The organism is Sphingomonas sp. SL1004, assembly GCF_057815015.1.
The window spans coordinates 2,915,190-2,938,542 of sequence record NZ_JBYMUX010000001.1; the positions used below are offsets into that span (position 1 = coordinate 2,915,190).

28 protein-coding genes are annotated in these 23,353 nt (G+C 65.8%); 16 read left to right on the plus strand and 12 right to left on the minus strand.

All coding sequences use genetic code 11. From position 1 onward, the window contains the following. Window position 1: 1 nt before the first annotated feature. The 6 genes from AC3D24_RS13175 to AC3D24_RS13200 are packed head-to-tail and all read right to left on the minus strand — an operon-like array spanning window position 2 to window position 5,699. On the minus strand, window positions 2-898 hold the full coding sequence (locus AC3D24_RS13175; protein WP_489031313.1) for a ParB/RepB/Spo0J family partition protein: 897 nt from the start codon (window positions 896-898) through the stop codon (window positions 2-4). Continuing rightward, window positions 895-1,677 carry a ParA family protein gene (locus AC3D24_RS13180; RefSeq protein WP_332744945.1) on the minus strand — a complete coding sequence of 261 codons (783 nt, stop codon included), beginning with the start codon at window positions 1,675-1,677 and terminating at the stop codon, window positions 895-897. Before AC3D24_RS13180 ends, AC3D24_RS13175 begins: the two co-directional genes overlap by 4 nt. Next, complete coding sequence (gene rsmG, locus AC3D24_RS13185) at window positions 1,674-2,294, minus strand: 16S rRNA (guanine(527)-N(7))-methyltransferase RsmG (protein ID WP_489031315.1); 621 nt, start codon at window positions 2,292-2,294, stop codon at window positions 1,674-1,676. The genes AC3D24_RS13180 and rsmG overlap by 4 nt, the downstream gene beginning before the upstream one ends. Further along, complete coding sequence (gene mnmG, locus AC3D24_RS13190) at window positions 2,291-4,126, minus strand: tRNA uridine-5-carboxymethylaminomethyl(34) synthesis enzyme MnmG (RefSeq protein ID WP_489031317.1); 1,836 nt, start codon at window positions 4,124-4,126, stop codon at window positions 2,291-2,293. Before mnmG ends, rsmG begins: the two co-directional genes overlap by 4 nt. Before the next feature lie 54 nt (window positions 4,127-4,180). Continuing rightward, window positions 4,181-5,458: a tRNA uridine-5-carboxymethylaminomethyl(34) synthesis GTPase MnmE gene (mnmE, locus tag AC3D24_RS13195; protein ID WP_489031319.1), complete on the minus strand. Its 1,278-nt coding sequence runs from the start codon at window positions 5,456-5,458 to the stop codon at window positions 4,181-4,183. A 7-nt stretch (window positions 5,459-5,465) separates the two neighbouring features. Further along, the gene (locus tag AC3D24_RS13200; RefSeq protein WP_489031321.1) at window positions 5,466-5,699 is read right to left on the minus strand and encodes a DUF6489 family protein; all 234 of its coding nucleotides are present in this window, start codon (window positions 5,697-5,699) and stop codon (window positions 5,466-5,468) included. A 56-nt stretch (window positions 5,700-5,755) separates the two neighbouring features. Here AC3D24_RS13200 and AC3D24_RS13205 point away from each other — a divergent pair, with 56 nt between their 5' ends. Together AC3D24_RS13205 and AC3D24_RS13210 are read left to right on the plus strand one after the other, a co-directional pair. Beyond that, window positions 5,756-6,229, plus strand: coding sequence for a methylated-DNA--[protein]-cysteine S-methyltransferase (locus tag AC3D24_RS13205; RefSeq protein ID WP_489031323.1), 474 nt, complete (start codon window positions 5,756-5,758; stop codon window positions 6,227-6,229). Further along, window positions 6,226-6,927 (plus strand): dienelactone hydrolase family protein, encoded by a 702-nt coding sequence (locus AC3D24_RS13210; RefSeq protein ID WP_489031325.1) that lies wholly within the window; start codon window positions 6,226-6,228, stop codon window positions 6,925-6,927. Before AC3D24_RS13205 ends, AC3D24_RS13210 begins: the two co-directional genes overlap by 4 nt. A gap of 179 nt (window positions 6,928-7,106) precedes the next feature. Here AC3D24_RS13210 and AC3D24_RS13215 read toward each other — a convergent pair whose 3' ends face one another. From AC3D24_RS13215 to hemE, 4 genes are all read right to left on the minus strand, one after another. Further along, window positions 7,107-7,826 carry a TerC family protein gene (locus tag AC3D24_RS13215; protein ID WP_489033148.1) on the minus strand — a complete coding sequence of 240 codons (720 nt, stop codon included), beginning with the start codon at window positions 7,824-7,826 and terminating at the stop codon, window positions 7,107-7,109. A gap of 201 nt (window positions 7,827-8,027) precedes the next feature. Further along, complete coding sequence (gene rho, locus AC3D24_RS13220; RefSeq protein WP_031395107.1) at window positions 8,028-9,284, minus strand: transcription termination factor Rho; 1,257 nt, start codon at window positions 9,282-9,284, stop codon at window positions 8,028-8,030. 300 nt (window positions 9,285-9,584) lie between these two features. Next, complete coding sequence (locus tag AC3D24_RS13225) at window positions 9,585-10,046, minus strand: HemJ family protein (protein ID WP_489031327.1); 462 nt, start codon at window positions 10,044-10,046, stop codon at window positions 9,585-9,587. Then, on the minus strand, window positions 10,043-11,080 hold the full coding sequence (gene hemE, locus AC3D24_RS13230; RefSeq protein WP_489033149.1) for a uroporphyrinogen decarboxylase: 1,038 nt from the start codon (window positions 11,078-11,080) through the stop codon (window positions 10,043-10,045). The genes AC3D24_RS13225 and hemE overlap by 4 nt, the downstream gene beginning before the upstream one ends. 340 nt (window positions 11,081-11,420) lie before the next feature. On the opposite strand from hemE, the gene AC3D24_RS13235 reads away from it, so the two are divergent. The 11 genes from AC3D24_RS13235 to AC3D24_RS13285 all read left to right on the plus strand — a co-directional run bounded on the left by AC3D24_RS13235 (window position 11,421) and on the right by AC3D24_RS13285 (window position 18,678). Then, a complete protein-coding gene (locus AC3D24_RS13235; protein ID WP_093398203.1) occupies window positions 11,421-12,254 on the plus strand; it encodes a pyruvate, water dikinase regulatory protein in 834 nt (277 codons plus the stop codon). Next, window positions 12,251-12,841: a Maf family protein gene (locus tag AC3D24_RS13240; protein ID WP_489031329.1), complete on the plus strand. Its 591-nt coding sequence runs from the start codon at window positions 12,251-12,253 to the stop codon at window positions 12,839-12,841. Before AC3D24_RS13235 ends, AC3D24_RS13240 begins: the two co-directional genes overlap by 4 nt. A gap of 247 nt (window positions 12,842-13,088) precedes the next feature. Continuing rightward, window positions 13,089-13,910, plus strand: coding sequence for a shikimate dehydrogenase family protein (locus AC3D24_RS13245; protein WP_489031331.1), 822 nt, complete (start codon window positions 13,089-13,091; stop codon window positions 13,908-13,910). After that, a complete protein-coding gene (gene coaE / locus AC3D24_RS13250) occupies window positions 13,907-14,482 on the plus strand; it encodes a dephospho-CoA kinase (RefSeq protein ID WP_489031333.1) in 576 nt (191 codons plus the stop codon). Before AC3D24_RS13245 ends, coaE begins: the two co-directional genes overlap by 4 nt. Before the next feature lie 15 nt (window positions 14,483-14,497). After that, on the plus strand, window positions 14,498-15,190 hold the full coding sequence (dnaQ, locus tag AC3D24_RS13255) for a DNA polymerase III subunit epsilon (protein WP_489031335.1): 693 nt from the start codon (window positions 14,498-14,500) through the stop codon (window positions 15,188-15,190). A gap of 60 nt (window positions 15,191-15,250) precedes the next feature. After that, window positions 15,251-15,862, plus strand: a complete 612-nt coding sequence (hpf, locus tag AC3D24_RS13260) for a ribosome hibernation-promoting factor, HPF/YfiA family (RefSeq protein WP_489031337.1) — start codon at window positions 15,251-15,253, stop codon at window positions 15,860-15,862. Window positions 15,863-15,965: 103 nt separating this feature from the next. After that, a complete protein-coding gene (locus AC3D24_RS13265; RefSeq protein WP_489031339.1) occupies window positions 15,966-16,433 on the plus strand; it encodes a PTS sugar transporter subunit IIA in 468 nt (155 codons plus the stop codon). Continuing rightward, entirely contained in the window at window positions 16,423-16,896 is a 474-nt protein-coding gene (locus AC3D24_RS13270; RefSeq protein ID WP_489031341.1) for a PaaI family thioesterase, read from the plus strand. Before AC3D24_RS13265 ends, AC3D24_RS13270 begins: the two co-directional genes overlap by 11 nt. Continuing rightward, a complete protein-coding gene (locus tag AC3D24_RS13275) occupies window positions 16,893-17,219 on the plus strand; it encodes a DUF1491 family protein (RefSeq protein ID WP_489031343.1) in 327 nt (108 codons plus the stop codon). Before AC3D24_RS13270 ends, AC3D24_RS13275 begins: the two co-directional genes overlap by 4 nt. A 153-nt stretch (window positions 17,220-17,372) precedes the next feature. Then, complete coding sequence (locus AC3D24_RS13280) at window positions 17,373-18,008, plus strand: cell wall hydrolase (RefSeq protein ID WP_489031345.1); 636 nt, start codon at window positions 17,373-17,375, stop codon at window positions 18,006-18,008. Between the two features lie 172 nt (window positions 18,009-18,180). Beyond that, window positions 18,181-18,678 carry an MmcB family DNA repair protein gene (locus tag AC3D24_RS13285; protein ID WP_423324082.1) on the plus strand — a complete coding sequence of 166 codons (498 nt, stop codon included), beginning with the start codon at window positions 18,181-18,183 and terminating at the stop codon, window positions 18,676-18,678. Window positions 18,679-18,823: 145 nt separating this feature from the next. On the opposite strand, the gene AC3D24_RS13290 is transcribed toward AC3D24_RS13285, so the two are convergent. Continuing rightward, window positions 18,824-19,432 carry an ankyrin repeat domain-containing protein gene (locus AC3D24_RS13290; RefSeq protein WP_489031347.1) on the minus strand — a complete coding sequence of 203 codons (609 nt, stop codon included), beginning with the start codon at window positions 19,430-19,432 and terminating at the stop codon, window positions 18,824-18,826. Between the two features lie 107 nt (window positions 19,433-19,539). Here AC3D24_RS13290 and AC3D24_RS13295 point away from each other — a divergent pair, with 107 nt between their 5' ends. The 3 genes from AC3D24_RS13295 to AC3D24_RS13305 are packed head-to-tail and all read left to right on the plus strand — an operon-like array spanning window position 19,540 to window position 21,242. Beyond that, window positions 19,540-20,121: an SCO family protein gene (locus AC3D24_RS13295; protein ID WP_489031349.1), complete on the plus strand. Its 582-nt coding sequence runs from the start codon at window positions 19,540-19,542 to the stop codon at window positions 20,119-20,121. Continuing rightward, the gene (locus AC3D24_RS13300; protein WP_432715098.1) at window positions 20,118-20,552 is read left to right on the plus strand and encodes a YcgN family cysteine cluster protein; all 435 of its coding nucleotides are present in this window, start codon (window positions 20,118-20,120) and stop codon (window positions 20,550-20,552) included. The genes AC3D24_RS13295 and AC3D24_RS13300 overlap by 4 nt, the downstream gene beginning before the upstream one ends. 15 nt (window positions 20,553-20,567) lie before the next feature. Next, window positions 20,568-21,242: a M48 family metallopeptidase gene (locus tag AC3D24_RS13305; RefSeq protein WP_489031351.1), complete on the plus strand. Its 675-nt coding sequence runs from the start codon at window positions 20,568-20,570 to the stop codon at window positions 21,240-21,242. Here the strand turns inward: AC3D24_RS13305 and AC3D24_RS13310 are convergent. Then, window positions 21,218-23,305, minus strand: coding sequence for a transglycosylase domain-containing protein (locus AC3D24_RS13310; RefSeq protein ID WP_489031353.1), 2,088 nt, complete (start codon window positions 23,303-23,305; stop codon window positions 21,218-21,220). The two genes, AC3D24_RS13305 and AC3D24_RS13310, sit on opposite strands and share 25 nt — an antisense overlap. Between the last annotated feature and the right edge of the window lie 48 nt (window positions 23,306-23,353).

The window sequence follows — 23,353 nt, forward strand, 5'->3', positions numbered from 1 at the left end:
CCTAGATCGCCCCGCCGGTAAGCCGCTGACACACCATATCAAGCTGGTCCAACGTCGAATAACTCAACGTCAACGTCCCCCCGGTCTCGGTATGCGCTACCCGGACCTGCAACCCGAGTAGATCGGCTAACTGCCGCTCCAGCGCCGCGATATCGGCATCCGGAATCCGCGCTTCGGACGGCTTCCCGCTCCGGCTCCGCCCCGGTTTCGCATCGCGCGCGAGCTTCTCGGTCTCGCGTACTGACAGTCCGCGCGCGACCACCTGGTCCGCCAGCGACTCCACATCTGGTGACCCGAGCAAAGCCCGAGCATGCCCCATCGACAGCGATCCATCGACCACCTGCGACTGCACCTGCGCCGGCAGCTCCAGCAACCGCAGCAGGTTCGCGACATGACTGCGCGACTTGTGGACGATCCTGGCGAGCACCTCCTGCGTATGCCCATATTCGCCCGCCAGCCGCTGATAGGCCTGCGCCTCTTCGATCGCGTTGAGGTCCTCGCGCTGGATGTTCTCGATCAGTGCGATCTCGAGTGTCTCGGCATCGTCGAAGTCGCGAACGACGACCGGCACCTCATGCAGCCGCGCGCGCTGCGCCGCCCGCCAGCGTCGCTCGCCCGCAACGATCTGGAAATCATGCCCGTGCGGCCGAACGACGATCGGCTGGATCAGCCCGCGCGACGCGATCGACGCGGCGAGTTCGTCGAGCATCGCCTCGTCGAAATGCCGGCGCGGCTGATCGGGATGCGGCGACAGCGAACTGACCGGCAGCATCCGCACGCCAGACGATTGCTGCGCTGCACCATCGGCGGACACCGGCGTCTCGCGCGCCATCTCGCCGAGCAGTGCGTTGAGGCCCCTGCCCAACCCTGGACGCCCGCGTTTGTTACCGTCGCTCATGCCGCCGCCTGCGCTGTTGCCGGGAGCCGGCCGATAAGTTCACGTGCGAGCGCAATATACGCCTGCGAACCCGAACACCGGTGATCGTAGATCAGAGCGGGTAACCCGTGGCTTGGCGCCTCGGACAGCCGCACGTTGCGCGGGATCACCGTCTCGAACACGACCTTGCCCAGCACAGCGCGAACATCCGCCGAGACCTGGTCGGTCAGCCGGTTACGCCGATCGAACATCGTCAGCGCCACCCCCAGGATCGACAGTCCAGGATTGAACCGCTGCCGGATCCGCTCGACCGTACTCAACAACTGCGACAATCCCTCAAGCGCGAAAAACTCGCATTGCAGCGGCACGAGCAGCGAGTCCGCCGCGACCATCGCGTTGATCGTCAGCAGCCCTAGCGATGGCGGGCAATCGATCAGCGCGATATCCCACGGCCCCTGCGCCGCCTTCACCGCACGATCGAGCCGGTGCGTGCGCGCGTCGAAATCGACCAGTTCGATCTCCGCGCCCGAAAGGTCGACCGTCGCCGGCACGATATCGAGCCTTGGTACGCGCGTATGCACCACCGCCTCTGCGATCGAGGTCTCGCCGACCAGCACGTCGTAGCTCGACCGCTCGCGCTGCGAATGGCCGATTCCGAGTCCGGTCGATGCGTTGCCTTGCGGATCGAGATCGACCAGCAGCACGCGCATCCCCGTCGCCGCGAGCGCGGTCGCAAGGTTGATGGCGCTGGTGGTCTTGCCCACCCCGCCCTTTTGATTGGCGACCGCGATGGTGATCATCGCGCGCTTACCCGATCCAGAACCACGATCGACGACTCCGGGTTCGTGACGCTTTGTTCCACGTGGAACATAAACCGCCAATGCTGCTTGAGCGCGGCCAGCTCTTCTTCGTCAAAACGCCCCCGAGGAAGCAACCACCGCGTCTCCGTTGTGGCGCAGTGTGCCGCGCCACGCAAAAGGTTTTGCAACGACGCGACCGCGCGGGCGGAAATGATCGTCGCGTCTGCCTTGGCGTTTTCGACCTTGGAGGCGTGAACGCGGACCTGGTCGCCCAGGCCGAGACGCGCGACGCAGAGCTGTAGGAAGTCCGCGCGCCGTCGCCGGGGTTCGACGAGATCGACCGGCCCCTCACGAACCAGCGCAACGACCATCCCTGGAAAGCCGCCACCGGTACCGATATCGAGCCAGCGCTTGGCCGACGACTCCGCGCCCGCCAATGCGACGAGCTGGAGCGAGTCGACCACATGCCGGTCCCAGATCGTCGGGATCGTCGAGGGGGCGATTAGATTCTGGTGCGGCGCTTCCTCGACGACCATCGCGACAAACGCCGCCAGGCGCTCGGTCGCCTCCGCCCCGAACCGCTCGGTCGTCCAGCTCTGTGCGTCGTCTTCGGTCATGCTGGCACTCGTTTCGTATGCAATAATACCGCCGACAAAGCCGCCGGAGTGATCCCGCGCACCCGCGCCGCCGCCGCCAGCGAGGTCGGTCGCGCGGTCGTCAGGCGGTCGATCATCTCGTTCGACAGGCCGGGTATGCGATCATAGGCGAGGTCCTCGGGCAAGCGGATCGCTTCGTCGGCACGTAGCCGCGCAACCTCCTGCGCCTGGCGTTCGATATACGGGGCGTAGCGCGCGTCCTCTAACACTTCGTCAACGACCGACGTCGGGATGCCTTGCGCTGCGTCGGGTGCGACGTGAGCGAGTGTCACGCCTTCGAAGCGGAGCCAGTCGAACGCAGTCCGCCGCGCACCATCCCGACCGATCGCAACGCCTTGGTCAGCCACTTCGGTCGCCGTCCGCTCGCCGTCGAGCGACGCGCGGAATCGGGCTCGGTCTTCAGCCAGTGCGTGCTGATGCGCAAGCCGCTCTGGCCCGAGGCAGCCCGCCGCCTCGGCAATAGCTCTCAACCGCGTCTCGGCATTGTCCGCACGCAACGACAAGCGAAACTCGGCGCGCGCGGTCAGCATGCGATAGGGCTCGGTCACGCCTTGGAGCGTGAGATCGTCGATCATCACGCCGAGATAGCTGGAGGCGCGATCGAGGATCACCGGCGCCAGGTCGCACGCATAGGCTGCGGCGTTGAGCCCGGCGACTAGCCCCTGCCCTGCCGCTTCCTCATACCCGGTCGTGCCGTTGATCTGCCCCGCGCAGAACACGCCGTCGATCGCACCGAGCGCCAGCCGCGTGTCGAGCGCGCGCGGATCGATGTAATCATATTCGACCGCATAGCCGGGCATCGTCATCTTGACCCGCTCGAGCCCCGGAATGCTGGCGAGCATCTCGGCCTGGACCTCGACTGGCAACGATGTCGACAGGCCGTTGGGATAGACCGTCGCGTCATCGAGCCCCTCGGGCTCGAGGAACACCTGGTGCCCGTCGCGATCGCCGAAGCGGTGCACCTTGTCCTCGATCGACGGACAGTAACGCGGCCCCGCCGCTTCGATCGCTCCGGTGAACAGCGGCGACCGATGGAACGCCTCGCGGATGATCGCGTGCGTCCTGTCCGTCGTGCGCGTTATAGCGCAGGCGATCTGCGGAAGCGGACGCGAGCGGGTCATCGGCGACATCGTCCAGGGATCGAGGTCCGATGGCTGCTCAGCGAGCGCGCCCCAGTCGATCGTCCGGCCGTCCAATCGCGGTGGCGTCCCCGTCTTCAGTCGGGCCATCGGCAGGTCGCGTGCGCGCAACTGATCCGCCAGAGGCTTGGCCGCACGCTCACCGATCCGACCGCCCTCTTCGCGATCATCGCCGCGGAAGATTCGGCCGCCGAGGAACGTGCCGGTCGCCAGCACGACCGCGCGAGCCCTTACGATCGCGCCGTCGGCCAGCACGACGCCCGCCATACGACCGCCCTCGAAATGGAGCGCGATCGCCTCCCCTTCGACGATCGACAGCCCGGCGGTTGCAGCCAGCATCGACTGGATCGCACCCGAATAGAGCCTGCGATCGGCCTGGATACGCGGGCCCTGCACGGCCGATCCCTTGCTGCGGTTGAGCATCCGGTAGTGGATCGCCGCAGCATCCGCCGCACGTCCGATTAGGCCGTCGAAGGCATCGACTTCGCGAACCATGTGCCCTTTGCCCAGGCCACCGATCGCGGGATTGCACGACATCGCACCAATGTGCCGCCCGTCGAACGACACAAGCGCAGTGCGCGCGCCCCTGCGCGCCGCCGCCGCCGCGGCTTCGGTTCCGGCATGGCCACCGCCAACCACCACTACATCGAACATGTCATCGCCCTAGAGCGACGGGGTGTGCGCGTCAAAGATGTTCCACGTGGAACATCACTTCCCGATGCAAAATCGTCCGAACAGGGCGTCGAGCATCTCACCGGTCGCGTCGAGCCCGAGAACGCCCGCGAGGATCGATCGTGCCTGACGGAGGTGCTCGGCGATGATGAGCGGATCGGAACTGGCGGATCGTAGAGCCTCGACAGCTTGTGCACATTGCCGCCGCTGATGCTGCTTAAGTGCGATGCCGTCGCTGCGGGGCAGCATCGCCATCGCGCGCCGGTGGAGTTCGGACCAGAGCAGATCGAGCGAGACACGATCGTCTTGCGCAACTGCCAGTGTCCGATCGGCTGGCAATCCCCCCCGCCCCGGCAGGTCGGCCCGCGCATGAATCCATATTGCGTCGGCACGCGGGGGTGCGGTATCGGCGAGCCACAGTACGATGTCCGCCGCAGCCAGCGCGCCTTCCGCGCGCGTGACGCCGATCGCTTCGATCGGGTCGAGCGTATCGATCAGGCCGGCAGTGTCGGTCAGCACATAGGCGACCCCATCGCGGATCACCGGTACCTCGATCCGGTCCCGCGTGGTGCCCGAGATGGGAGAGACGATCGCCGCGTCGCGCTCGCCGAGAAGATTGAGCAGGGTCGACTTGCCGCTGTTCGGCGGTCCGCCGATGACCACGCGCAGACCGTCCTTGAGCCGCTCGACCGGGGGCGCGTCGATGACGGCTTCGATCTCTCGGGCCAGCATGTCGATTGCCACGACGATCGCGTCGAAGGCGGCGCTATCGCTCGCGACGTCGTCCTCGTCGGCAAAGTCGAGGATCGCCTCGATCCGCGCCGACAGCATTGCGACCGCATCCATCCAGCCGCGGACTGCTTGGCTTACGCGCCCTTCCGCTGCCGTCATCGCCGCGACGCGCTGGCCCTCGGTCTCCGCTTCGAGCAGGTCGGCAAGGCCCTCCGCCTCGGTCAGGTCGATGCGGCCGTTGGTCAGGGCGCGGCGGGTGAACTCGCCGGGTTCTGCCGGACGGAGCCCGGGAACCGCCGACAGTGCGCGCTCGACCGCGGCGACCACCGCCCGCCCGCCATGACAATGAAACTCGACCAGGTCTTCGCCCGTCGCCGTCGTCGGTCCCGGAAAGACGATGACCAACGCCCGGTCCAGCAACGCACCCTCCGCGTCACGCAAGCCGCGCAGGCTCGCATGACGAGGCGCAGACAACGGCCCGGCCAGCGCTTCCGCCGCGGCGAACGCCTGCGGTCCACTCACCCGGACGACGGCGATCGCCGCGGGCGGCCGCCCGCTCGAGACCGCAAAGATCGTGTTCACGTGAAACTCAGCCGCTTTTGGTTGCGCCGTCGAACAGGCGCTTCCACATCGCCATCCCCGCTTCGCCCATCGGCTGCCAGCCTCGCATCATCGATTCGAGCATTTCGGGCTTCAGCTGCCCATCGGGGATTGCCTCCATCATCATTGCCACGTAGCGATCGTGGATCGGCGTGAGATCGGGCAGACCGACCGCGCGGCGCGCCTCTTCGGGGGTGCATTCGATCTCGATATTCATCTTCATACGCCGCATCCCAGATCAGGCTTGAGCCGCCCATCGGGGCGCTGCATAGCGCGTGGATGTATGCGCGCGATGCAGCCTCGATCGCAACGCCAATCGGGCTGGTCCGCGTGACCGGTTCCGCGGACCGGATCGACGCGATCGAGATTCTCGCGGCCGGTGACGTGGTACCGAGCGGTGCTGCGGCGGTGCGGGAGGCGCTTCGGCAACTCGACGCGTATTTCGCCGGGCGGTTGACCGCGTTCGACCTGCCGCTAGCGCCCTCGCCCACCGAACGTGGCACCATGCTTCGCCAGGGCATCGTCGACATTCCCTATGGCGCGACCGCCAGCTACGGCGCGCTGGCCAAGGCGATCCAGTCGAGCCCGCGCGCGGTCGGCCAGGCATGTGCGCGCAACCCGTTTCCGATCGTCGTCCCCTGTCACCGGATCCTCGGCGCCGGTGGAGCGCTGGGTGCGTATTCCGCGGGCAACGGCCCGATCACCAAATCCATGCTGCTCGACCATGAGCGGCCGCAAGGAGGATTGCTATGACGAACACGACGACCGTTTCGACGCTCGCAGGCGATGGCGATTTCCATGCTTATCGTGCCGTGCCGGCTGACACACCGAAAGCCGCGATCGTCGTGATCCAGGAGATTTTCGGTGTGAACGCCGGCATCCGTCGCAAGTGCGATACGCTCGCCGAGGCTGGCTATCTAGCGATCGCACCCGACCTGTTCTGGCGGCTGGAGCGCGGGATCGAACTCGATCCGGATATCGAGCCGCAGCTCCAGCAGGCGTTCGGATACATGAACGCGTTCGATCAGGATAAGGGCATCGCCGATATCGAGGCGACGATCCGCGCGGCGCGGGCAGAGCTTGGCGAAGGCGGCAAGGTCGGGGTCGTCGGCTACTGCCTCGGCGGGCGGCTCGCGTTCATGACCGCCGCACGGACCGACGTCGATGCCAGCGTCGGCTATTACGGCGTCGGGATCGACGGCCTGCTGGGCGAGAGGCACGCGATCGCACATCCGGTGTTGTTGCACGTGCCGGTCGAGGACCACTTCGTCGACAAGGCCGCGCAGGCGGCGATGCATGCCGGGCTGGACGATCATCCGAAGGTGACGATCTACGATTACGCCGGCGAGGATCACGGGTTTGCGACCGAGTTCGGGGATCGGCGGTCGGATGCTTCGGCTAAACTGGCGGACGAGCGGACGGTCGAGTTCTTCGCAAAGAATCTCGCCTGACCCCTCGCGTCACCCCGGACTTGTTCCGGGGTCCACGGTCCCGCGAACTCACGACTCTCGAGCGTGCGGAACGGTGGATGCCGGAACGAGTCCGGCATGACGGAGAATGGATGGAGACATGAAAAGGGCCTCGCCGGGTGATCCGGCGAGGCCCTTTTCTTATCCCAACTGCAACACGATCAGCGCAGCAGCGTGATGATCCCGAGCGTTTCGCCGGTGCCGGCCCAGCCCTCGTAGATCATCTTCAGCGCGACCACGAGGATCACTGCCAGGCCGATATACGCGATCCAGCGATACTTGTTGATCACGCGCGCGATGTAGTTCGCGGCAAGGCCCATCATCGCGACCGACAGCAGCAGGCCAATGACCAGGATGCCGGGATGCTCGCGCGCGGCGCCGGCGACCGCCAGGACGTTGTCGAGGCTCATCGAGACGTCGGCTACGGCGACGGCCCAGGCGGCGCTCGCAAAACCCTTGGACGACTTGATGCCTGAGCGTTCGTCGCCCTGGATTTCCTCCGAGCCGGCGTTCTCCGCACCCTCGCGGATTTCGCGGTAGAACTTCCAGCTGACCCAGAGCAGCAGCAGGCCGCCCGCGAAGATCAGGCCGACGATACCCATCAGCCACGTCACGATCAGCGCGAAGAAGATGCGCAGGACGAGCGCCGCGCCGATGCCGATCAGGATGACCTTCTTGCGCTGGTCGGCGGGAAGTCCGGCGGCAAGTGCGCCGACGACGATCGCATTGTCGCCGGCGAGGACGAGGTCGATCATCAGGACCGATCCGAACGCGGCGAGCGCCTTCGGGTCGCCGAGGTTGGAGAAGTCGGCGACGATGTGCTGCCAGATCTCCAGCGGCGAGCCGGGGCCCGCGGTGCTCGATGCGGCGGCGGCCAGCATGGCGATGATACTCAAGATGTCAGCTCCCGGTGACGGATTATTGGGGGATTAATAGCGAAGCGGCACGCGAAAGCCATTGCTCTCGCGTGCCGCTTGGTCTGCTTGGCGGACATGGGCAAAGCCCATGTCGTCGGTCGGGGCCTTGCCCCGCCGGCCGGATCGATGCGAGTCCCGCTGCAGCGTGCAGCGGGCCGCATTCGATCACTGATTCATGGAATCGAAGAAATTCTCGTTGGTCTTCGAATCCTTCATCTTGTCGAGCAGGAACTCCATCGCGTCGATCGTGCCCATCTGCATCAGGATGCGGCGCAGGACCCACATCTTGCTGAGCTTGGCCTTGTCGACCAGCAGCTCTTCCTTGCGCGTGCCCGACTTGCCGACGTCCAGCGCCGGGAAGATGCGCTTGTCCGCGACCTTGCGATCGAGCACGATTTCCGAGTTGCCGGTGCCCTTGAACTCCTCGAAGATCACCTCGTCCATGCGGCTGCCCGTATCGATCAGTGCGGTCGCGATGATCGAGAGCGAACCACCCTCCTCGATGTTGCGTGCGGCACCGAAGAAGCGCTTCGGACGCTGCAGCGCGTTCGCGTCGACACCGCCGGTCAGGACCTTACCCGACGACGGCACGACGGTGTTGTAGGCACGGCCGAGACGCGTGATCGAGTCGAGCAGGATCACCACGTCCTTCTTGTGCTCGACCAAGCGCTTGGCCTTTTCGATCACCATTTCAGCGACTTGCACGTGGCGCTGCGCGGGTTCGTCGAACGTCGAGCTGACCACCTCGCCCTTCACGCTGCGTTGCATGTCGGTGACTTCCTCGGGGCGTTCGTCGATCAGCAGGACGATCAGGAACACCTCGGGGTGATTGTCGGTGATCGCCTTGGCCATGTTCTGCAACATGACCGTCTTGCCGACGCGCGGCGGCGCGACGATCAGCGTACGCTGGCCCTTGCCCTGCGGCGAGACGATGTCGATCACGCGGGCCGACTTGTCCTTGACGGTCGGGTCGGCGGGATCGAGCGTCAGCTTGCTCTCGGGATAGAGCGGCGTGAGGTTGTCGAAATTGACGCGGTGGCGGACGACGTCGGGGTCGTCGAAATTGACGGCCGTGAGCTTCACCAGCGAGAAATAGCGTTCGCCATCCTTCGGCCCGCGGATCTCGCCCTCGACCGTGTCACCGGTGCGCAGGCCGAACTTCCGGACCTGGTTCGGCGAGATGTAGATGTCGTCCGGGCCGGCGAGATAGTTCGATTCCGGCGAGCGCAGGAAGCCGAAGCCGTCGGGCAGCACTTCGATCGTGCCGAGCCCCATAATCTGGTCGCCATTGTCCGCCTGCACCTTCAGGATCGCGAACAGCAGGTCCTGCTTGCGCAGCGTCGAGGCGCTCTCGACCCCCAGTTCCTCGGCCAGCTGGACCAGTTCGGCGGGTTTCTTCTTCTTCAGGTCTTTGAGATGCATGGGGATTTCCGGATAGCAATCAACGGGAGAACGCTCGGTCGGCGGTGCGCTTGGGAAGCGGAACTGGGCGAGACGAGTCTGGCAAAACACGACCGGGCAGGACGCCAGGAGGCCGTGTTGGGAGAAGGAGGTAGAATTGGGGGGCGGGCAAGTCAAGCGGCCCCTTCAATCCTCCCCCGCCAGGGGGAGGTGGCTGGCACTTGCCAGACGGAGGGGGAGGAGGCGACCACCTCTGCTCCGTGTCCTCCCCCTCCGTCACCTTCGGCGCCACCTCCCCCTGGCGGGGGAGGATCAGGAAGATCAGAACGGCTTAACGATCACCAGCACGACAATCAGCGTCACCGCCAGCGCGGGGACCTCGTTAAGCATCCGCAACTGCTTCCCCGTCAGCGTCGGCTTTCCCGCCGCGAGCTTCTTAGCATAGCCGACCGCCCAGCCGTGATACCCCGATAGCAGCACCACCAGCAGCAGCTTCAGGTGCAGCCACCCGAGCCCAGGCGCGCCGTCTGCCAACCCCAGGTTCAACGCCAGCGCGATCCCCAGCACCCAGACGACGATCATCGCCGGCGTCAGGATAATGTGCCGAATCTTGCTCTCGCGCTCGACCCAGTTCGCCGCCTCGGTCGTGTTGCCGGCCGCCAGCGCCTCCTGATGATACACCAGATAGCGCGGCAGCATGAACAGCCCCGCCATCCAGAAGATCACGAAGATCAGATGCGCCGCCTTCACCCAGTCATACGCAGCGCCGAGAAAACCGCTCATGTCGTGCTCCTTACGCGGGCAATCAGCTGCTCAACATGCGCGATGGGCGTGTCGGGAAGGATGCCGTGGCCGAGGTTGAAGACGTGCGGGCGCTCGACGAACGCCGCGAGGATGCGGTCGATCGCCGCATCGAGATCCGCCCCGCCAGCGATCAACGCCAGCGGATCGAGATTGCCCTGCACCGGCATGTCCGTAGGCAACGAAGCGTGCGCCCAGACCGGATCGACCGTCTCGTCCAGCCCGATCGCATCGACGCCGGTCTCACGCGCGTAAGCCGGAAGCTTGCCCCCCGCCCCCTTCGGAAAGCCGATGACCGGCACGCCAGGGCAACGCGCGTGGAGCCGCTCGACGATCGACGCGGTCGGCGCGATCACCCAGCGCTCGAACTGCGCGGGCGATAGCGACCCAGACCAGCTGTCGAACAGTTGCACCACGTCGACGCCCGCCTCGACCTGTCGCGCGAGATATTCGACGGTGTTGTCGGCGATCGCATCGATGATCGCACCGAACGCGGCCGGGTCCGAATAGGCGAAACGGCGCGTCTCGGACTGATCCTTGCTGCCCTTCCCCGCCACCATATAGGTCGCGACCGTCCAGGGAGACCCCGCAAAGCCCAGGAACGTCGTCTCGGGTGGCAAGGCTGCGGCGACCTTTGCGACGGTGCCGTAGACCGGCTCCAGCCGCCCCATCACCGGCTGCAACCGATCGAGCGCATGGTCGACCAACGCCGGCTCGAGCCGTGGCCCCTCGCCGACCCCGAAGCTCAAATCCTGTCCAAGTGCCCAGGGGATCATCAGGATGTCCGAGAACAGGATCGAGCCGTCGAACCCGAACCGACGGATCGGCTGGAGCGTCACCTCGGCGGCGGCTTCAGGATCGGTCGCGAGCGCGAGGAACCCACCCTTCTCCGCGCGGAGTTCGCGATACTCGGGGAGATACCGCCCCGCCTGCCGCATGAGCCACAGCGGCGGCACGGCCTGACGCTCACCGCGGAGGGTCGCCAGCAGCGGCTTGAAGGCAGACGAGTTGGGGATTGGATCGGTCAGCGGAGCACCCTTCTTCTACTATAAGAAGATTCAAGAAATAGGTTGTTGCAGTGGTTGGGCGGTTGAACCCGGGACTTATGCGGTGATCCCGGAATTGCCAACAGCTTGACCCTCGCGCACCGCCACAAACGCGCTGATTCGATTCAAGGCTCCCCGTTACCCACAGCCTGTGGATAAAATCCGCCCCTGTGCGCGGCGGTGTGGATAGAATCGGTGTTATCCACGGCGAACCCGTCGCTTGGCGAGGCGGACGAGTTACGCTAGCCGTTCTCCCCATGTTATCCACAGATTCACGCCCACAGGCACGCCCGCTGGGGATAAACCGCCGATGATGCGGCTCCACCTTCATTTGTTGTCGGATTCGACCGGCGAGACGCTGGAGAACATCGCGAAGGCGGCGCTGGCGCAATATGACGACGTCGAGACGGTCCGCCATTTCTGGCCGATGGTCCGCACAGAGGCGCATCTTGAGCGCATTCTCCAGGAGATCGCGCAGAACCCGGGGCTGGTCGTGTTCACGCTGGTGAACCCCGCGACGCGGCGGATCCTGGAGCAAAGGTGCCTCGCGCTTGGGCTGCCCGCAGTCGCCCCTCTCGACCCGGTCAACGACGCGCTTTCCGGCTTGCTCGGACAGCAGGCGAAGGCGCGGCCGGGACGCCAGCACGTCCTCGATGCCGCGTATTTCGCGCGCGTCGACGCGATCCAATGGACGATCGCGCACGACGACGGGATCGCCTCGGAAGAATGGGAGGAGGCCGATATCGTCCTTGCGGGCGTATCGCGCTCGTCGAAGACGCCGACCTCGATCTACCTCGCCAACCGCGGGTACAAGACCGCCAACATCCCGATCGTCGTGGAAAGCCCACCACCGCTGAACCTCTACAAGCTCGCCAACCCGCTAATCGTCGGCCTCACGACCAGTGCGGATCGGCTGATCCAGGTCCGCCGCAACCGCCTGCTGTCGCTCAACCAGCAGCCCGACACGTCCTACGTCGAGGAAGAAGCGGTGATGCGCGAACTCGCCTTTGCGCGCCGCATGTTCGCCGACAATGGCTGGCCGGTGATCGACGTGACACGCCGCTCGATCGAGGAAACCGCGGCGGCGATCATCGCCCTGTGCAACCAGCGCCGCGCCGACGCCGCTCCGAAGGTCGAGTCATGAGCCTGATCCTCGCCTCGCAAAGCGCCTCGCGTCGCGCGATGCTGACCGCCGCCGGCGTACCGTTCGAGGCGACCTTCGCCGGCGTCGACGAGGATGCGGCGAAGGCGGCGCTGCGCGACCTGTTGCCGCGCGATCTCGCCGATGCGCTGGCCGAACTGAAGGCGCTGAAGGTTTCCGCAAGGATGCCCGGCTATCTCGTCCTCGGCAGCGACTCGCTGGTCGCGCTGGAAGACGGCACCATCCTCGACAAGCCCGTCGACCGCGCCGACGCGGCGGCGCATCTGCGACTGATGTCCGGCAAGCGACACGACTTGTGGAGCGCCGCGGTCATCGCCGAGAACGGCAAGGCGATCTGGCGCCACGTCGAACGCGCGAAGATGCACGTCCGCCCGCTGTCCGATGCGTTCATCGAGACGTATCTCGATGCGGAATGGCCTGCGATCGCCGGCTGCGTCGGCTGCTACCGCATCGAGGGTCCCGGCGCGCAGTTGTTCGCCAAGATCGAGGGCAGCCAGTTCACGGTACTCGGCATGCCGCTACTCAACGTCCTCGACTTCCTCCGCATGCGCGGCGAGCTGCCGGCTTGATTTAAAACGATCCTCCCCCGGCAGGGGGAGGTGGCTGGCTCTAGCCAGACGGAGGGGGAGGTAAGCGAAACGTCTGTTGCGTGGTCCTCCCCCTCCGTCACCTTCGGCGCCACCTCCCCCTTGCGGGAGAGGATTGACTGGATCGTCGCGCATGGCAATCCGCCCGCGCTAGACTAAACCTCGTTCACCCGCGAAGGCGGGTGCCCAGACTGGATCCCCGCCTTCGCGGGGAAACACGGAGCTTCGAATGACCCTCGCCCCCCGTCCCTACGCAGAAGTGATCGGCGATCCGATCGCGCAGTCGAAATCGCCGCTGATCCACGGCTTCTGGCTCGACGCGCTCGGGATCGACGCGGAGTACCGCCACAAGCTCGTCACCCCGGACGCCCTCCCCGCCTACTTCGCCGAACGCAAGGCCGACCCGGCGTGGCGCGGGTGCAACATCACGATGCCGCACAAGCTCGCGGCGCTCGACCACGTCTCCGATCCCGGCAACGTCCGCGGGACGATCGGCGCGATCAACACGGTGTTCCGCAACCAGGCAGGCGATTGCATCGGCACCAACACCGACGCCGCCGGATTCTGGGCGCCGATCGACGATCTCGATATTGCCGCCCAGCCTGTCACGGTGATCGGCGCCGGGGGAGCTGCCCGCGCGATCCTGTTCGCGCTGTCGCGAATGGGCGTCGGCCCGGTGACGATCCTCAACCGCAATCCGCTGAAGGGCGCGGCGTTGCTGTCGGCATTCGGGCTCAAGGGACAAGCGTTGCCGATCGGCCCCGCCGCCCCGCCCTCGCGGCTTCTCGTCAATGCCAGCGTGCTCGGCATGGCCGGTCAGCCGTCGCTCGATATCGATCTCGGCGCGCTGGACCCGGACTCGCTGGTCTACGACATTGTCTACTCCCCACTCGAAACCGGTCTCCTGAAAGCGGCGCGCGCGCGCGATCTCGAAACCGTCGACGGCCTGGAGATGCTGATCGGCCAAGCCGCGGTAGCGTTCGAGATATTGTTCCACGTGGAACCACCGCGCGATCGGGACGAAGACCTCCGCGCACTGCTAATCAAATGATCATCGGCCTCACCGGCTCAATCGGCATGGGCAAATCCGCTGTGGCCGCGATGTTTGCCGACGAAGCCGTCCCCGTGTTCGATGCCGACGCGACCGTCCACCGGTTGCAAGGCATCGGCGGGCGACTGGTCCCCGCGATCGAAGCCGCCTTCCCCGGCACTACCATCGCCGGCGCAGTCGACCGCGCAAAACTCGGCGCAGCGGTCTTCGGCGACGACGTCGCAATCAAGCGACTCGAAGCGATCGTCCACCCCGCCGTTAGCGAAGAACGCGCTGCCTTCCTCGCCAAGCACACGGGCAAGCGAATCGTCTTCGACGTCCCCCTGCTGTTCGAGACCGGCGGCGACCGCAATGTCGACGTGATCGTCGTCGTTTCCGCCGCCCCCGACGTCCAGCGCGCCCGCGTCCTCTCCCGTCCCGGCATGACCGCGGAAAAGTTCGCCGCCATTCTCGCGCGCCAGACCCCCGACGCCGAAAAACGCGCCCGCGCGGATCACGTCATCCACACCGACACCAGCTTCGACGCAACACGCGCGCAAGTCCGGGCGGTGCTTGCATCCTTGGAAATCTGAGCCGATACCACCTGGATGCGTGAGATCGTCTTCGATACCGAAACCACCGGCCTCAGTTTTTCCGGCGGCGACCGCATGGTCGAAATCGGTTGCGTCGAGATGCTCAACCGGGTCGAGACCGGCCGAATCTTCCACGCCTATTATCACCCCGAGCGCGATATGCCGGTCGAGGCGTTCAACGTCCACGGGCTGAGCGCACAGTTCCTGTCCGACAAGCCGAAGTTCGCCGACGCGGTCGAGGACCTGCTTGAATTCGTCGGCGACGCGCCGATGATCGCGCACAATGCCGGCTTCGACTTCTCGTTCCTCAACGGCGAGCTGACCAAGTGCGGCCGCCAGATCGTCCACATGAAGCGGATGGTCGACACGCTGCAGATTGCGCGCAGCCGTCACCCCGGCGCCAAGCATTCGCTCGATGCGCTGTGCTCGCGGTTCGGGATCGATCGCAGTCACCGCGTCCTGCACGGCGCGCTGCTTGATGCGCAACTGCTCGCGCAGGTTTATGTCGAGCTGATGGGCGGTCGCCAGATCGGCCTCGGGCTGCTCAGCGAGACAGCTAGCGGCGCTTCGACTCCGATCGTCGCACAGGCGCCTCGGGTCGTTCGTCCGCCGCGTGTTTTCGCGGTAAGCGAGGGAGACCTTGCGGCGCATGCTGCGTTTATGAAGGGGATCAAGGATCCGATTTGGGGGGCCGTGGCGTCCGGATGACGCTGGCAGGGTGGAGCCAACAGGACCGCCCGAGACTGTAACGCCGACAAGGAGACGATAATGGATATCCGGATTTCTGGTCACCAGGTTGACACGGGCGAAGCACTCAACAGCCACGTGGAAGACCGACTCCAGGGTATCGCCGACAAGTATTTCTCGCGCGCCATCTCGGCGGAAGTCACGTTCGGCAAGGGCCCGCACGATGCCGGCTTCAAATGCGATATCGTCGCGCATGTGATGAAGGGCCTCGTGCTCAAGGGCCATTCGGAGGCCTATGACGCCCGCGCCGCCTTCGATGGTGCCGCCGCCAAGATCGAAACCCAGCTCCGCCGCTACATGCGCCGCCTGAAGGATCGCCACGCCGGCGAGGCCGTCGCGATGGCTGAGAGCAACGGCTACGACAATGCCGGCTACACGCTGTTCCAGGAGAGCATCGAGGAGGACGATGTTGCCGATGCACCGCTGATCATCGCCGAGACGCGCGTCGACATTCCGGAGGCCAGCGTGTCTGACGCGGTGATGATGCTGGATCTGCGCAACACCGCCGCATTGCTGTTCAAGAATGCGGGCACCGGCGCGCACAACATGGTCTATAAGCGCGGCGACGGCACGATCGGTTGGGTCGAGCCACAGCGGGCCGCTTCGACGGGCGCGGCCTCCCCTCCCCAGTAACAAGAAGGGTCCATAAGGGCGCGAGTCTCACGGCCGCGCCTTTACGCCCCCGCGCAACCCGCTAAGGCGGATGCGCGCGGGGGCGCTTGAGATATTGAACAGAATGACTGATTTCAGCGATATGTTGCGTCCCGACGCAGTGCAGACGGGCGTGATCGCCGCGACCAAGAAGGCGGTGTTCCAGCATATCGCGACGATTGCGGCCGAGATCGTCGACGCGGACGCGAAGGCGATCGCCGAGCGACTGACCGCGCGCGAGAAGCTGGGCTCGACCGGCTTTGGTGGGGGCGTTGCGATCCCGCATGCCAAGCTGGAGGGGCTCGCACAGGTCACAGGCGTGTTCGTGCGATTGGCGCAGCCGGTCGATTTCCAGGCAGTCGACGATCTGCCGGTCGACCTTATCTTCATGCTGCTGTCGCCGACCGATGCGGGGGCAGTCCATCTGAAGGCGCTCGCGCGCGTCTCGCGGCGGCTGCGCGACAAGCCGTTCCTGGAAAAACTGCGCGGCGCGGGTTCGCCCGATGCGCTCTACGCGCTGTTCACGGCGGACGAGGTGCGCGATGCCGCATGAGCCGGAACAGGGCTTGGGGGGCGCGGAGGCGCATTTCCGCGCGCTGGAATCGCTGTATGCGCAGGCGCCGATCAATCGGTTCTTCGAATCGTCGCTGGAAATCCCCGAAGCGGGAGTCGCGCGGATTCACTTCACGATCGACGAGCGACATTATCACGCGGGCGGCGCGGCGCACGGTACGAGCTATTTCAAGATGCTCGACGACGCCGCGTTCTATGCGTCGAACAGCCTCGTCACCGATCGTTTCCTGCTGACGACCGCGTTCAACCTGCTGCTCACCCGCCCGCTGAAGGTCGGCCCGGTGATCGCCGAGGGACGTTGGATCAGCGGCAAGCGACGCGTGTTCGTTGCCGATGCGCGGCTGATCGATGCGGACGGCGAAGAGGCGGCGCGCGGTACCGGCACGTTCATGCGCTCGCGGATCGCGCTTGCCGGCTTGCCGGGATACCGGGCGCTGGCATGAGCGGCAGGCTGCCCAGCGGCGTGCTCGTCAGTGCCCTCCTCCGGCGAGTAAACGATGCTGGCGGGTTCGGCGCAGTGATGGCGAAAGGCGATGCACAGGGCGGTGCGATCCTCGTCATCGCAGTCGACAAGGGCGCCCCTCCCCGGCTTCTGGAGCGCGGAATCGGGGCCGACGGACGGACTACGTTGATCGACTCGACTCCGGCCGAGGACCTTGACGGCTATTGGCGGCGGCGGCGTGCGCGCGACCCCGATTTGTGGGTCGTCGAGGTGGACATCGCAGCGGCGGAACGGTTCGCCGCTGAAACGATCCTCGACGATTGACTCGAAAGCCCCCCCAATAGAGGGGAATTGCAACATTGATCGGCGTTGTGCTGGGACGGGTGCGATCCGGATCGGTTACGCAGTCGGGGGGATGCCTGGACGATCGGCTTGTACGATTGCCTCCACGGTCCAACCGCACCTGAATAAGTTTGAATGACGATTTTGCAGCGGGCCGCGACTATCGCAGCCATAACTTTCTCACTGGCTGGCCTGCTCGGCAACAGCGCACCCGGTCAGGCGACCGGTCTCGATCGTTCCACGGTCAATCTCACCGCTCTCGCAAATCTAAACGCCCTCTCCCCGCAGAATGTTCCGCAGATCGCTCCCGCCGCAACGACCGTTGCTGCAGTTGAGCCGGTCGCTGCTGCCGAGGAAGAAGAATTCGACACGCTCGCCCAGGCCGTTGCCGCGCAGGATAGCGCCGCCGCCGACGAAGCGCTCCAGTGCCTTGCCGGCGCGATCTATTTCGAATCGAAGGGCGAGCCGCTGACCGGCCAGCTCGCAGTGGCCGAAGTCATCATCAACCGCGCCAAGTCAGGTCGTTTCCCCGCCGACGTCTGCGCCGTCGTCAAGCAGCGCGGCCAGTTCAGCTTCGTCCGCGGTGGCCAGATCCCCAACATCAACGCCGGCACCGCCTATCGTACCGCGATCGCAGTCGCCAAGGTCGCGCTCGCCAGCGCATGGAACAGCCCCGCCGAGAAGGCGCTGTACTTCAACACCCCCGATCGCCGCCCTTCGGTCCGTGCGGTCAAGGTCGCCTCGATCGGCAACCACGTCTTCTACCGTTGATACGACCCCGGCCCCGTTCGTGCTGAGCGAAGTCGAAGCACCTTTACTCGGAGCGCACCCTTCGACTTCGCTCAGGGCGAACGGGTAAGGGGCGGGCCGACAATCCTCTAAAACCACGACGACAATCCGTGAATGAGCTTGCCTCGTTCGCGGATTGTTCTATTTCCGGGGCATGCTCGACATGCCGCCGGACTCCTGCATCGACGAACCCGGATCGCCGCTTTGCGCCGCCGACGTGGCACGGGGCGTCATTCGGATGTTGCTCCGCCACGACCTCACCGCGATGACCGAAGTTCCGCTCGATGGTGGCCGTCGGGCCGACCTGATGGCGGTCGATGCGCGCGGGCAGATCGTGATCGTCGAGATCAAGGTGTCGCGCGCCGACCTGCTCGGCGACGGGAAATGGCCGGATTATCTGGGGCATTGCGACCGGTATTTCTGGGCAGTGCCGGCGGGGTTCGACGTCGGACCGCTGCATGGCCCCGCCTTCCTGCCCGAGCGGACCGGGATCATCGTCGCGGACCGCTACGACGCGGCGATCGTGCGCGAGGCGCATACCATCCCCCTGCCCGCGCATGTTCGCAAACGCTGTACGCTGGCGTTTGCCAGGCGGGCGGCGCGGCGGTTGATCGCGCAGATGGACCCCGATGCGGACGGGCTGGCGTTCTGAAGGCGAGATAATCCTCGCTTGCCAGGGGGGGGGCGGCTGGCGCTTGCCAGATGGAGCGGGAGGAAGCGGTAACCTCTGCTCCCTGTCCTCCCCCTCCGTCATCTTCGGCGCCACCTCCCGATGGCGGGGGAGGATCAGAAGACAGTCAGAATTTCGGGCCCGAGACGGCCTTCTTCACCGTCTTCGGCGCATCCTCCAGCAGCTTCGACACGATTGGATTGCGGCCGTCCTGCTTGGCGTAATCGCGCGCCGACATGCCGGCCATGATATCCGCCTGGTCGGGATCGGCCTTCTCGTTCAGCAGCGCCCGGATCATGCCGACGTCACGGCGCTGCACCGCACGGATCAGCGGCGTCTCGCCTGCCGAGTTCGCCAGGTTCGGGTTCGCGCCTGCCGCGGTGAGGATCGGGATCATCCCGGTCTGGCCGAGTGTCACCGCCAGCAACAGCGGCGTGTTGCCCTTGCCGTCGCGCAGATTGGCGTCGGCACCCTTTTGCAGCAGGAAGCGCAGATAGACTTCGTCGCCGCGCTTGATGACGATGTGGAGCGCGCCCTCCCCGCTGGTCACGTCGCGCGTGTTGATGATGTTGCTGCCGGGCTTGCCGAGCATCTCCAGCACTTCGTTGTTCTTGGTATCGCGGACCGCGGACAGGAACTTGTACCCCTCCGACTGGCCCTGCGCGAAGGACGGCGTGGCAACGCAGGCCAGCGCCGGCGTCAGGAGGGTGGCGGCGAGCATCAGGCGAATACGCATCGAGAGACTTCCTTGGTTCGTCCTGGATATCGGGCGACGGTTGCGCCGCTCATGATCTGGCGCGACGCTTGCGCCGCTGGGGCTAACAGATCAAGGCTGGCGGCATCATGAACCTGCGTTTCCTCTTCCTCCCCGCGCTTGCGCTGTCGGCATGCACCGCATCGGCCCCCCCTGCCAAGCCGCCCCTCGAAGGCGCCCGGATCGGCGGGCCTTTCGCCTTGACCGACCAGAATAGGCAGGCCGTGACCGAGCGCAATTTCGCCGGCAAATACCGGATCATGTATTTCGGCTACACCTTCTGTCCCGATGTGTGTCCGACGGATGTCCAGGCGATCGGCGCCGCGGTGAAAAAGCTCGAGGCGAGCGATCCGGTGATCGCCGCCAAGATCGTGCCGGTGTTCGTGACCGTCGATCCAGCGCGCGATACGCCTGCCGTGCTCAAGCAGTTCGTCTCCGCCTTCCACCCGCGCATGGTCGGGCTGACCGGCAGCGCCGAGGCGATCGAGCGGATCAAGACCGAATACGCGGTGTATTCGAGCAAGGGCGATCCTTCGCTCGGAGGGGGCTACCTCGTAAACCACAGCCGGCAGGCCTATCTGATGGACCCGGACGGCAAGCCGATCGCTTTGCTGCCACAGGAACAAGGGCCCGACGCGGTGGTGACAGAGATCAAGCGCTGGGTCCGATGAGCACGCGCTTCTGGGAAGATACGCCGATCGAGCAACTCGATCGCGGCCAATGGGAAGCCTTGTGCGACGGCTGCGGCAAATGCTGCATCCATAAGCTTGAGGACGAGGAGACCGGCGAGCTCGTCGCGACCAACGTATCGTGCCGGCTGCTCGACCGGCGCAGCGGGCAATGCTCCGATTACCGCCACCGCCACGCCTATGTCCCCGAATGCGTGCGGCTGACGACTGGCAACGTCCACGGCATCGACTGGCTGCCCTCGACGTGTGCGTACCGCCTTCGTGCAGCCGGCGAGCAGTTGCCCGAGTGGCATTATCTGGTCTGCGGCGACCGCGAGGCCGTCCACCGCGCCAAGCAGTCGGTGCGCGGCTGGACCGTCAGCGAGGACGAGGCCGGCGAACTGGAATATCACGTCATCGATCGGGAACTGTAAGCCGGTGATCGCCTGATGATCGAGGGCTTGGACATCGTCCGTCACCCCCGCGCCCGTCGCGCGCGTTTGTCGATCGATCCTGCGAGTGGCCGGGCGAGGCTGGTCCTTCCCAAGCGTGCGGCATTGAAACAGGCGCTGGCCTGGGCCGAAGACAAGGCGGGGTGGATCGCCGAACAGCGCGCGTTGCTGCCCCAGCCGCGGCCGTTCATCCCCGGTGCAGTCCTGACCGTCGCCGACGAACCGCTGACGATCGAATGGACTCCAGGAAGCCGGCGGACCGTGGTTCGCGAAGGCTCGACGCTGTCGCTATCGGGTCCTGCCGAAACCATTCCTCGCCGCGTCGAGGCCTGGCTGAAGCGGACTGCGCTCGCCATGCTCGAGACTGAAACCGCCGAATACGCCGCCAAGGCAAAAGTCAGCGTCTCGCAGGTCGTGGTCGGTGATGCGAAGGGCCGCTGGGGTAGTTGCGCGTCGAGCGGCGTCATCCGCTACAGCTGGCGCCTGATCCTCGCGCCAGGCTGGGTCCGCCGCGCCACCGTCGCGCATGAGGTAGCGCACCGCGTCCACATGAACCACGCGCCGGTCTTCCACGCGCTGGTCGAAGAACTTTACGGCGAAGACCCTACGCCCGCGCGCGTCTGGTTACGCACCCATGGCGCCGGGCTTCACTGGTTCGGGCGCTCTTCCTGAGGACGGTCGCTCTGGAAGCGTTGCGTCTGCACTGGATCGCGCGGCACGTCGCGGGTTAGCGGCTGGCGTCCTGCCGGCTGCTCCTGACGCGGCTGGTTGCGACCCGTGACGCGGTCGATCCAGTCCTGGTTCAACTGCTGTGGCGGTGCGGCGGGAGCTTCGGGCTGATCCGCATCCGGCCGGGGGATCGTGTCGCCGGTCTGCGCGTCGGTCGGAACCGGCGGCTGGCCCTGTTCGATCGGATTGCCGTCCGCGTCGACCGCCATTTGCCCGTTGTCGGGCTGACCGAAATAGCTCTCCTCGTCGGGTTCCAGCTGCCATTCGGGCAACGTCACCTGCGTATCGAACTGTTCGATCGGACGGCTGGCGGTCGCCGGCTTCATGAATGCCGCCCAGGCGCGCGCGGGCGCGGTGCCACCGTGCAGGCCCGCGATGGGCTTGGCATCGTCGCGACCCATCCATACGCCGGTCGTGATTCCGCTCGAGAAGCCGAGGAACCAGCCATCCTTCGACGAACTGGTGGTGCCCGTTTTGCCCGCGACCGGACGGCCGATCTGCGCTGCGCGACCGGTGCCGGTGTTGACCGCGGTCTGCAACAGGTCGGTCATCTCGGCGGCGACGTAGGGCGCGACCAGCACATGGCTGCGGTCGACCTCGTGCGTGTAGATCGTCTGGCCGTTCGCCGTCACGCGCGTGATCCCGTATGGCGTGACCGCAACGCCCTTGCTGGCGACGCTCGCGAACGCCCGCGTCATGTCGATCACGCGGACCTCCGACGTGCCGAGCACCATCGACGGATGCGTGTTGACCGTGGTCGTGATCCCGAACCGTCGCGCCATGTCGGCGACGGTGTTGAAGCCGACTTCCTGGCCCAGCTTGGCAGCGATCGTATTCAGCGAATAGGCGAAGGCGGTGCGCAACGAGACCGCGCCGGAGTTGCGACGGGAATCGTTGCGCGGACTCCAGCCCTGGATCGTGACGGGTTCGTCGACGATCGAATCCTCGGGCTTGTGACCCGCCTCCAGCGCCGCAAGGTACACGAACAGCTTGAACGCCGAGCCCGGCTGGCGGACCGCCTGCGTCGCGCGATTGTAGATCGACGAAACGTAATCCTTGCCGCCGACCATCGCGCGGACTTCGCCGCCACGATCGAGCGCGACCAGCGCGCCTTGGGCTCCCGGGGGCGCGTTGGCGCGGATCGCGTCGTCCGCCTGGCGTTGCATCGTCAGGTCGAGCGTCGTCCAGACTTCGAGCGGCTCGGTCGTCTCGTCGATCAGCGTATCGAGCTGCGGGATCGCCCAGTCGGTGAAGTAGCGTACGCTGTTCTGCCTGGGCTCGGGCGCGAGTTTCAGGCCCGATACGTCGGCATCGGCGGCCTGTGACGCGGTGATCGCGCCAGTTTCCTGCATCGTCTCCAGCACCACGCCGGCGCGGCCCATCGCGGCTTCGGCGTCGGCAGTCGGCGAGTAGTTGGAGGGCGCTTTTACGAGTCCGGCGATCACTGCGGCTTCGGCGAGGCTCAGATGATCCGCGCCGTGGCCGAAGAATTTGCGGCTTGCAGCGTCGATCCCGTACGCGCCGCCGCCGTAGTAAACCTTGTTCAGATACAGCTCGAGGATCTGATCCTTCGAAAACTTCCATTCGAGCGCGAACGCCAGGATCGCCTCGCGGAATTTCCGTCCGAACTTCTTCTGGTTGTTGAGGAAGACGGTCCGCGCGAGCTGCTGCGTGATCGTCGAGCCGCCTTGCGTCCAGTGCCCGCGATCGTATCGCACCTTCACCGAGCGCGCGACGCCGATCGGATCGATGCCAATATGCGACCGGAACCGGCGATCCTCGACCGACACGGTTGCGTCGCGCATCACCGCCGGAATTTGCCCGTAAGGCAGCCATTCGCCGAAGCTCGGGCCCATCGAGACGATCACAGTGCCATCGGCGGCGTGGACACGGATCATCTGGCCGTTGGGCGACGACTTCAGGCTGTCGAAGCTGGGGAGCTGCGACATCGCGACATAGACCGCGATCGCCAGCGCACCGAGCGCAAGGACCCCCAACCCGACCATGACCTGGAGAAGGAGGACGACCCGGCGACGCCAGCGAGACGCTGGACG

Bases quoted from the DNA above. Each gene is read 5' to 3' on its own strand.
- AC3D24_RS13285 (WP_423324082.1), top strand. From the start codon at position 18,181: ATGCTCGACATGCCGCCGGACTCCTGCATCGACGAACCCGGATCGCCG.
- AC3D24_RS13235 (WP_093398203.1), top strand. From the start codon at position 11,421: ATGATGCGGCTCCACCTTCATTTGTTGTCGGATTCGACCGGCGAGACG.
- AC3D24_RS13280 (WP_489031345.1), top strand. From the start codon at position 17,373: ATGACGATTTTGCAGCGGGCCGCGACTATCGCAGCCATAACTTTCTCA.
- AC3D24_RS13310 (WP_489031353.1), bottom strand. From the start codon at position 23,305: ATGGTCGGGTTGGGGGTCCTTGCGCTCGGTGCGCTGGCGATCGCGGTC.
- AC3D24_RS13175 (WP_489031313.1), bottom strand. From the start codon at position 898: ATGAGCGACGGTAACAAACGCGGGCGTCCAGGGTTGGGCAGGGGCCTC.
- AC3D24_RS13265 (WP_489031339.1), top strand. From the start codon at position 15,966: ATGACTGATTTCAGCGATATGTTGCGTCCCGACGCAGTGCAGACGGGC.
- AC3D24_RS13270 (WP_489031341.1), top strand. From the start codon at position 16,423: ATGCCGCATGAGCCGGAACAGGGCTTGGGGGGCGCGGAGGCGCATTTC.
- rsmG (WP_489031315.1), bottom strand. From the start codon at position 2,294: ATGACCGAAGACGACGCACAGAGCTGGACGACCGAGCGGTTCGGGGCG.
- AC3D24_RS13205 (WP_489031323.1), top strand. From the start codon at position 5,756: ATGTATGCGCGCGATGCAGCCTCGATCGCAACGCCAATCGGGCTGGTC.
- AC3D24_RS13295 (WP_489031349.1), top strand. From the start codon at position 19,540: ATGAACCTGCGTTTCCTCTTCCTCCCCGCGCTTGCGCTGTCGGCATGC.
- hpf (WP_489031337.1), top strand. From the start codon at position 15,251: ATGGATATCCGGATTTCTGGTCACCAGGTTGACACGGGCGAAGCACTC.
- dnaQ (WP_489031335.1), top strand. From the start codon at position 14,498: ATGCGTGAGATCGTCTTCGATACCGAAACCACCGGCCTCAGTTTTTCC.
- AC3D24_RS13215 (WP_489033148.1), bottom strand. From the start codon at position 7,826: ATGCTGGCCGCCGCCGCATCGAGCACCGCGGGCCCCGGCTCGCCGCTG.
- coaE (WP_489031333.1), top strand. From the start codon at position 13,907: ATGATCATCGGCCTCACCGGCTCAATCGGCATGGGCAAATCCGCTGTG.
- AC3D24_RS13180 (WP_332744945.1), bottom strand. From the start codon at position 1,677: ATGATCACCATCGCGGTCGCCAATCAAAAGGGCGGGGTGGGCAAGACC.
- rho (WP_031395107.1), bottom strand. From the start codon at position 9,284: ATGCATCTCAAAGACCTGAAGAAGAAGAAACCCGCCGAACTGGTCCAG.
- AC3D24_RS13290 (WP_489031347.1), bottom strand. From the start codon at position 19,432: ATGCGTATTCGCCTGATGCTCGCCGCCACCCTCCTGACGCCGGCGCTG.
- AC3D24_RS13225 (WP_489031327.1), bottom strand. From the start codon at position 10,046: ATGAGCGGTTTTCTCGGCGCTGCGTATGACTGGGTGAAGGCGGCGCAT.
- AC3D24_RS13300 (WP_432715098.1), top strand. From the start codon at position 20,118: ATGAGCACGCGCTTCTGGGAAGATACGCCGATCGAGCAACTCGATCGC.
- AC3D24_RS13200 (WP_489031321.1), bottom strand. From the start codon at position 5,699: ATGAAGATGAATATCGAGATCGAATGCACCCCCGAAGAGGCGCGCCGC.
- AC3D24_RS13240 (WP_489031329.1), top strand. From the start codon at position 12,251: ATGAGCCTGATCCTCGCCTCGCAAAGCGCCTCGCGTCGCGCGATGCTG.
- AC3D24_RS13245 (WP_489031331.1), top strand. From the start codon at position 13,089: ATGACCCTCGCCCCCCGTCCCTACGCAGAAGTGATCGGCGATCCGATC.
- AC3D24_RS13275 (WP_489031343.1), top strand. From the start codon at position 16,893: ATGAGCGGCAGGCTGCCCAGCGGCGTGCTCGTCAGTGCCCTCCTCCGG.
- AC3D24_RS13210 (WP_489031325.1), top strand. From the start codon at position 6,226: ATGACGAACACGACGACCGTTTCGACGCTCGCAGGCGATGGCGATTTC.
- mnmG (WP_489031317.1), bottom strand. From the start codon at position 4,126: ATGTTCGATGTAGTGGTGGTTGGCGGTGGCCATGCCGGAACCGAAGCC.
- AC3D24_RS13305 (WP_489031351.1), top strand. From the start codon at position 20,568: ATGATCGAGGGCTTGGACATCGTCCGTCACCCCCGCGCCCGTCGCGCG.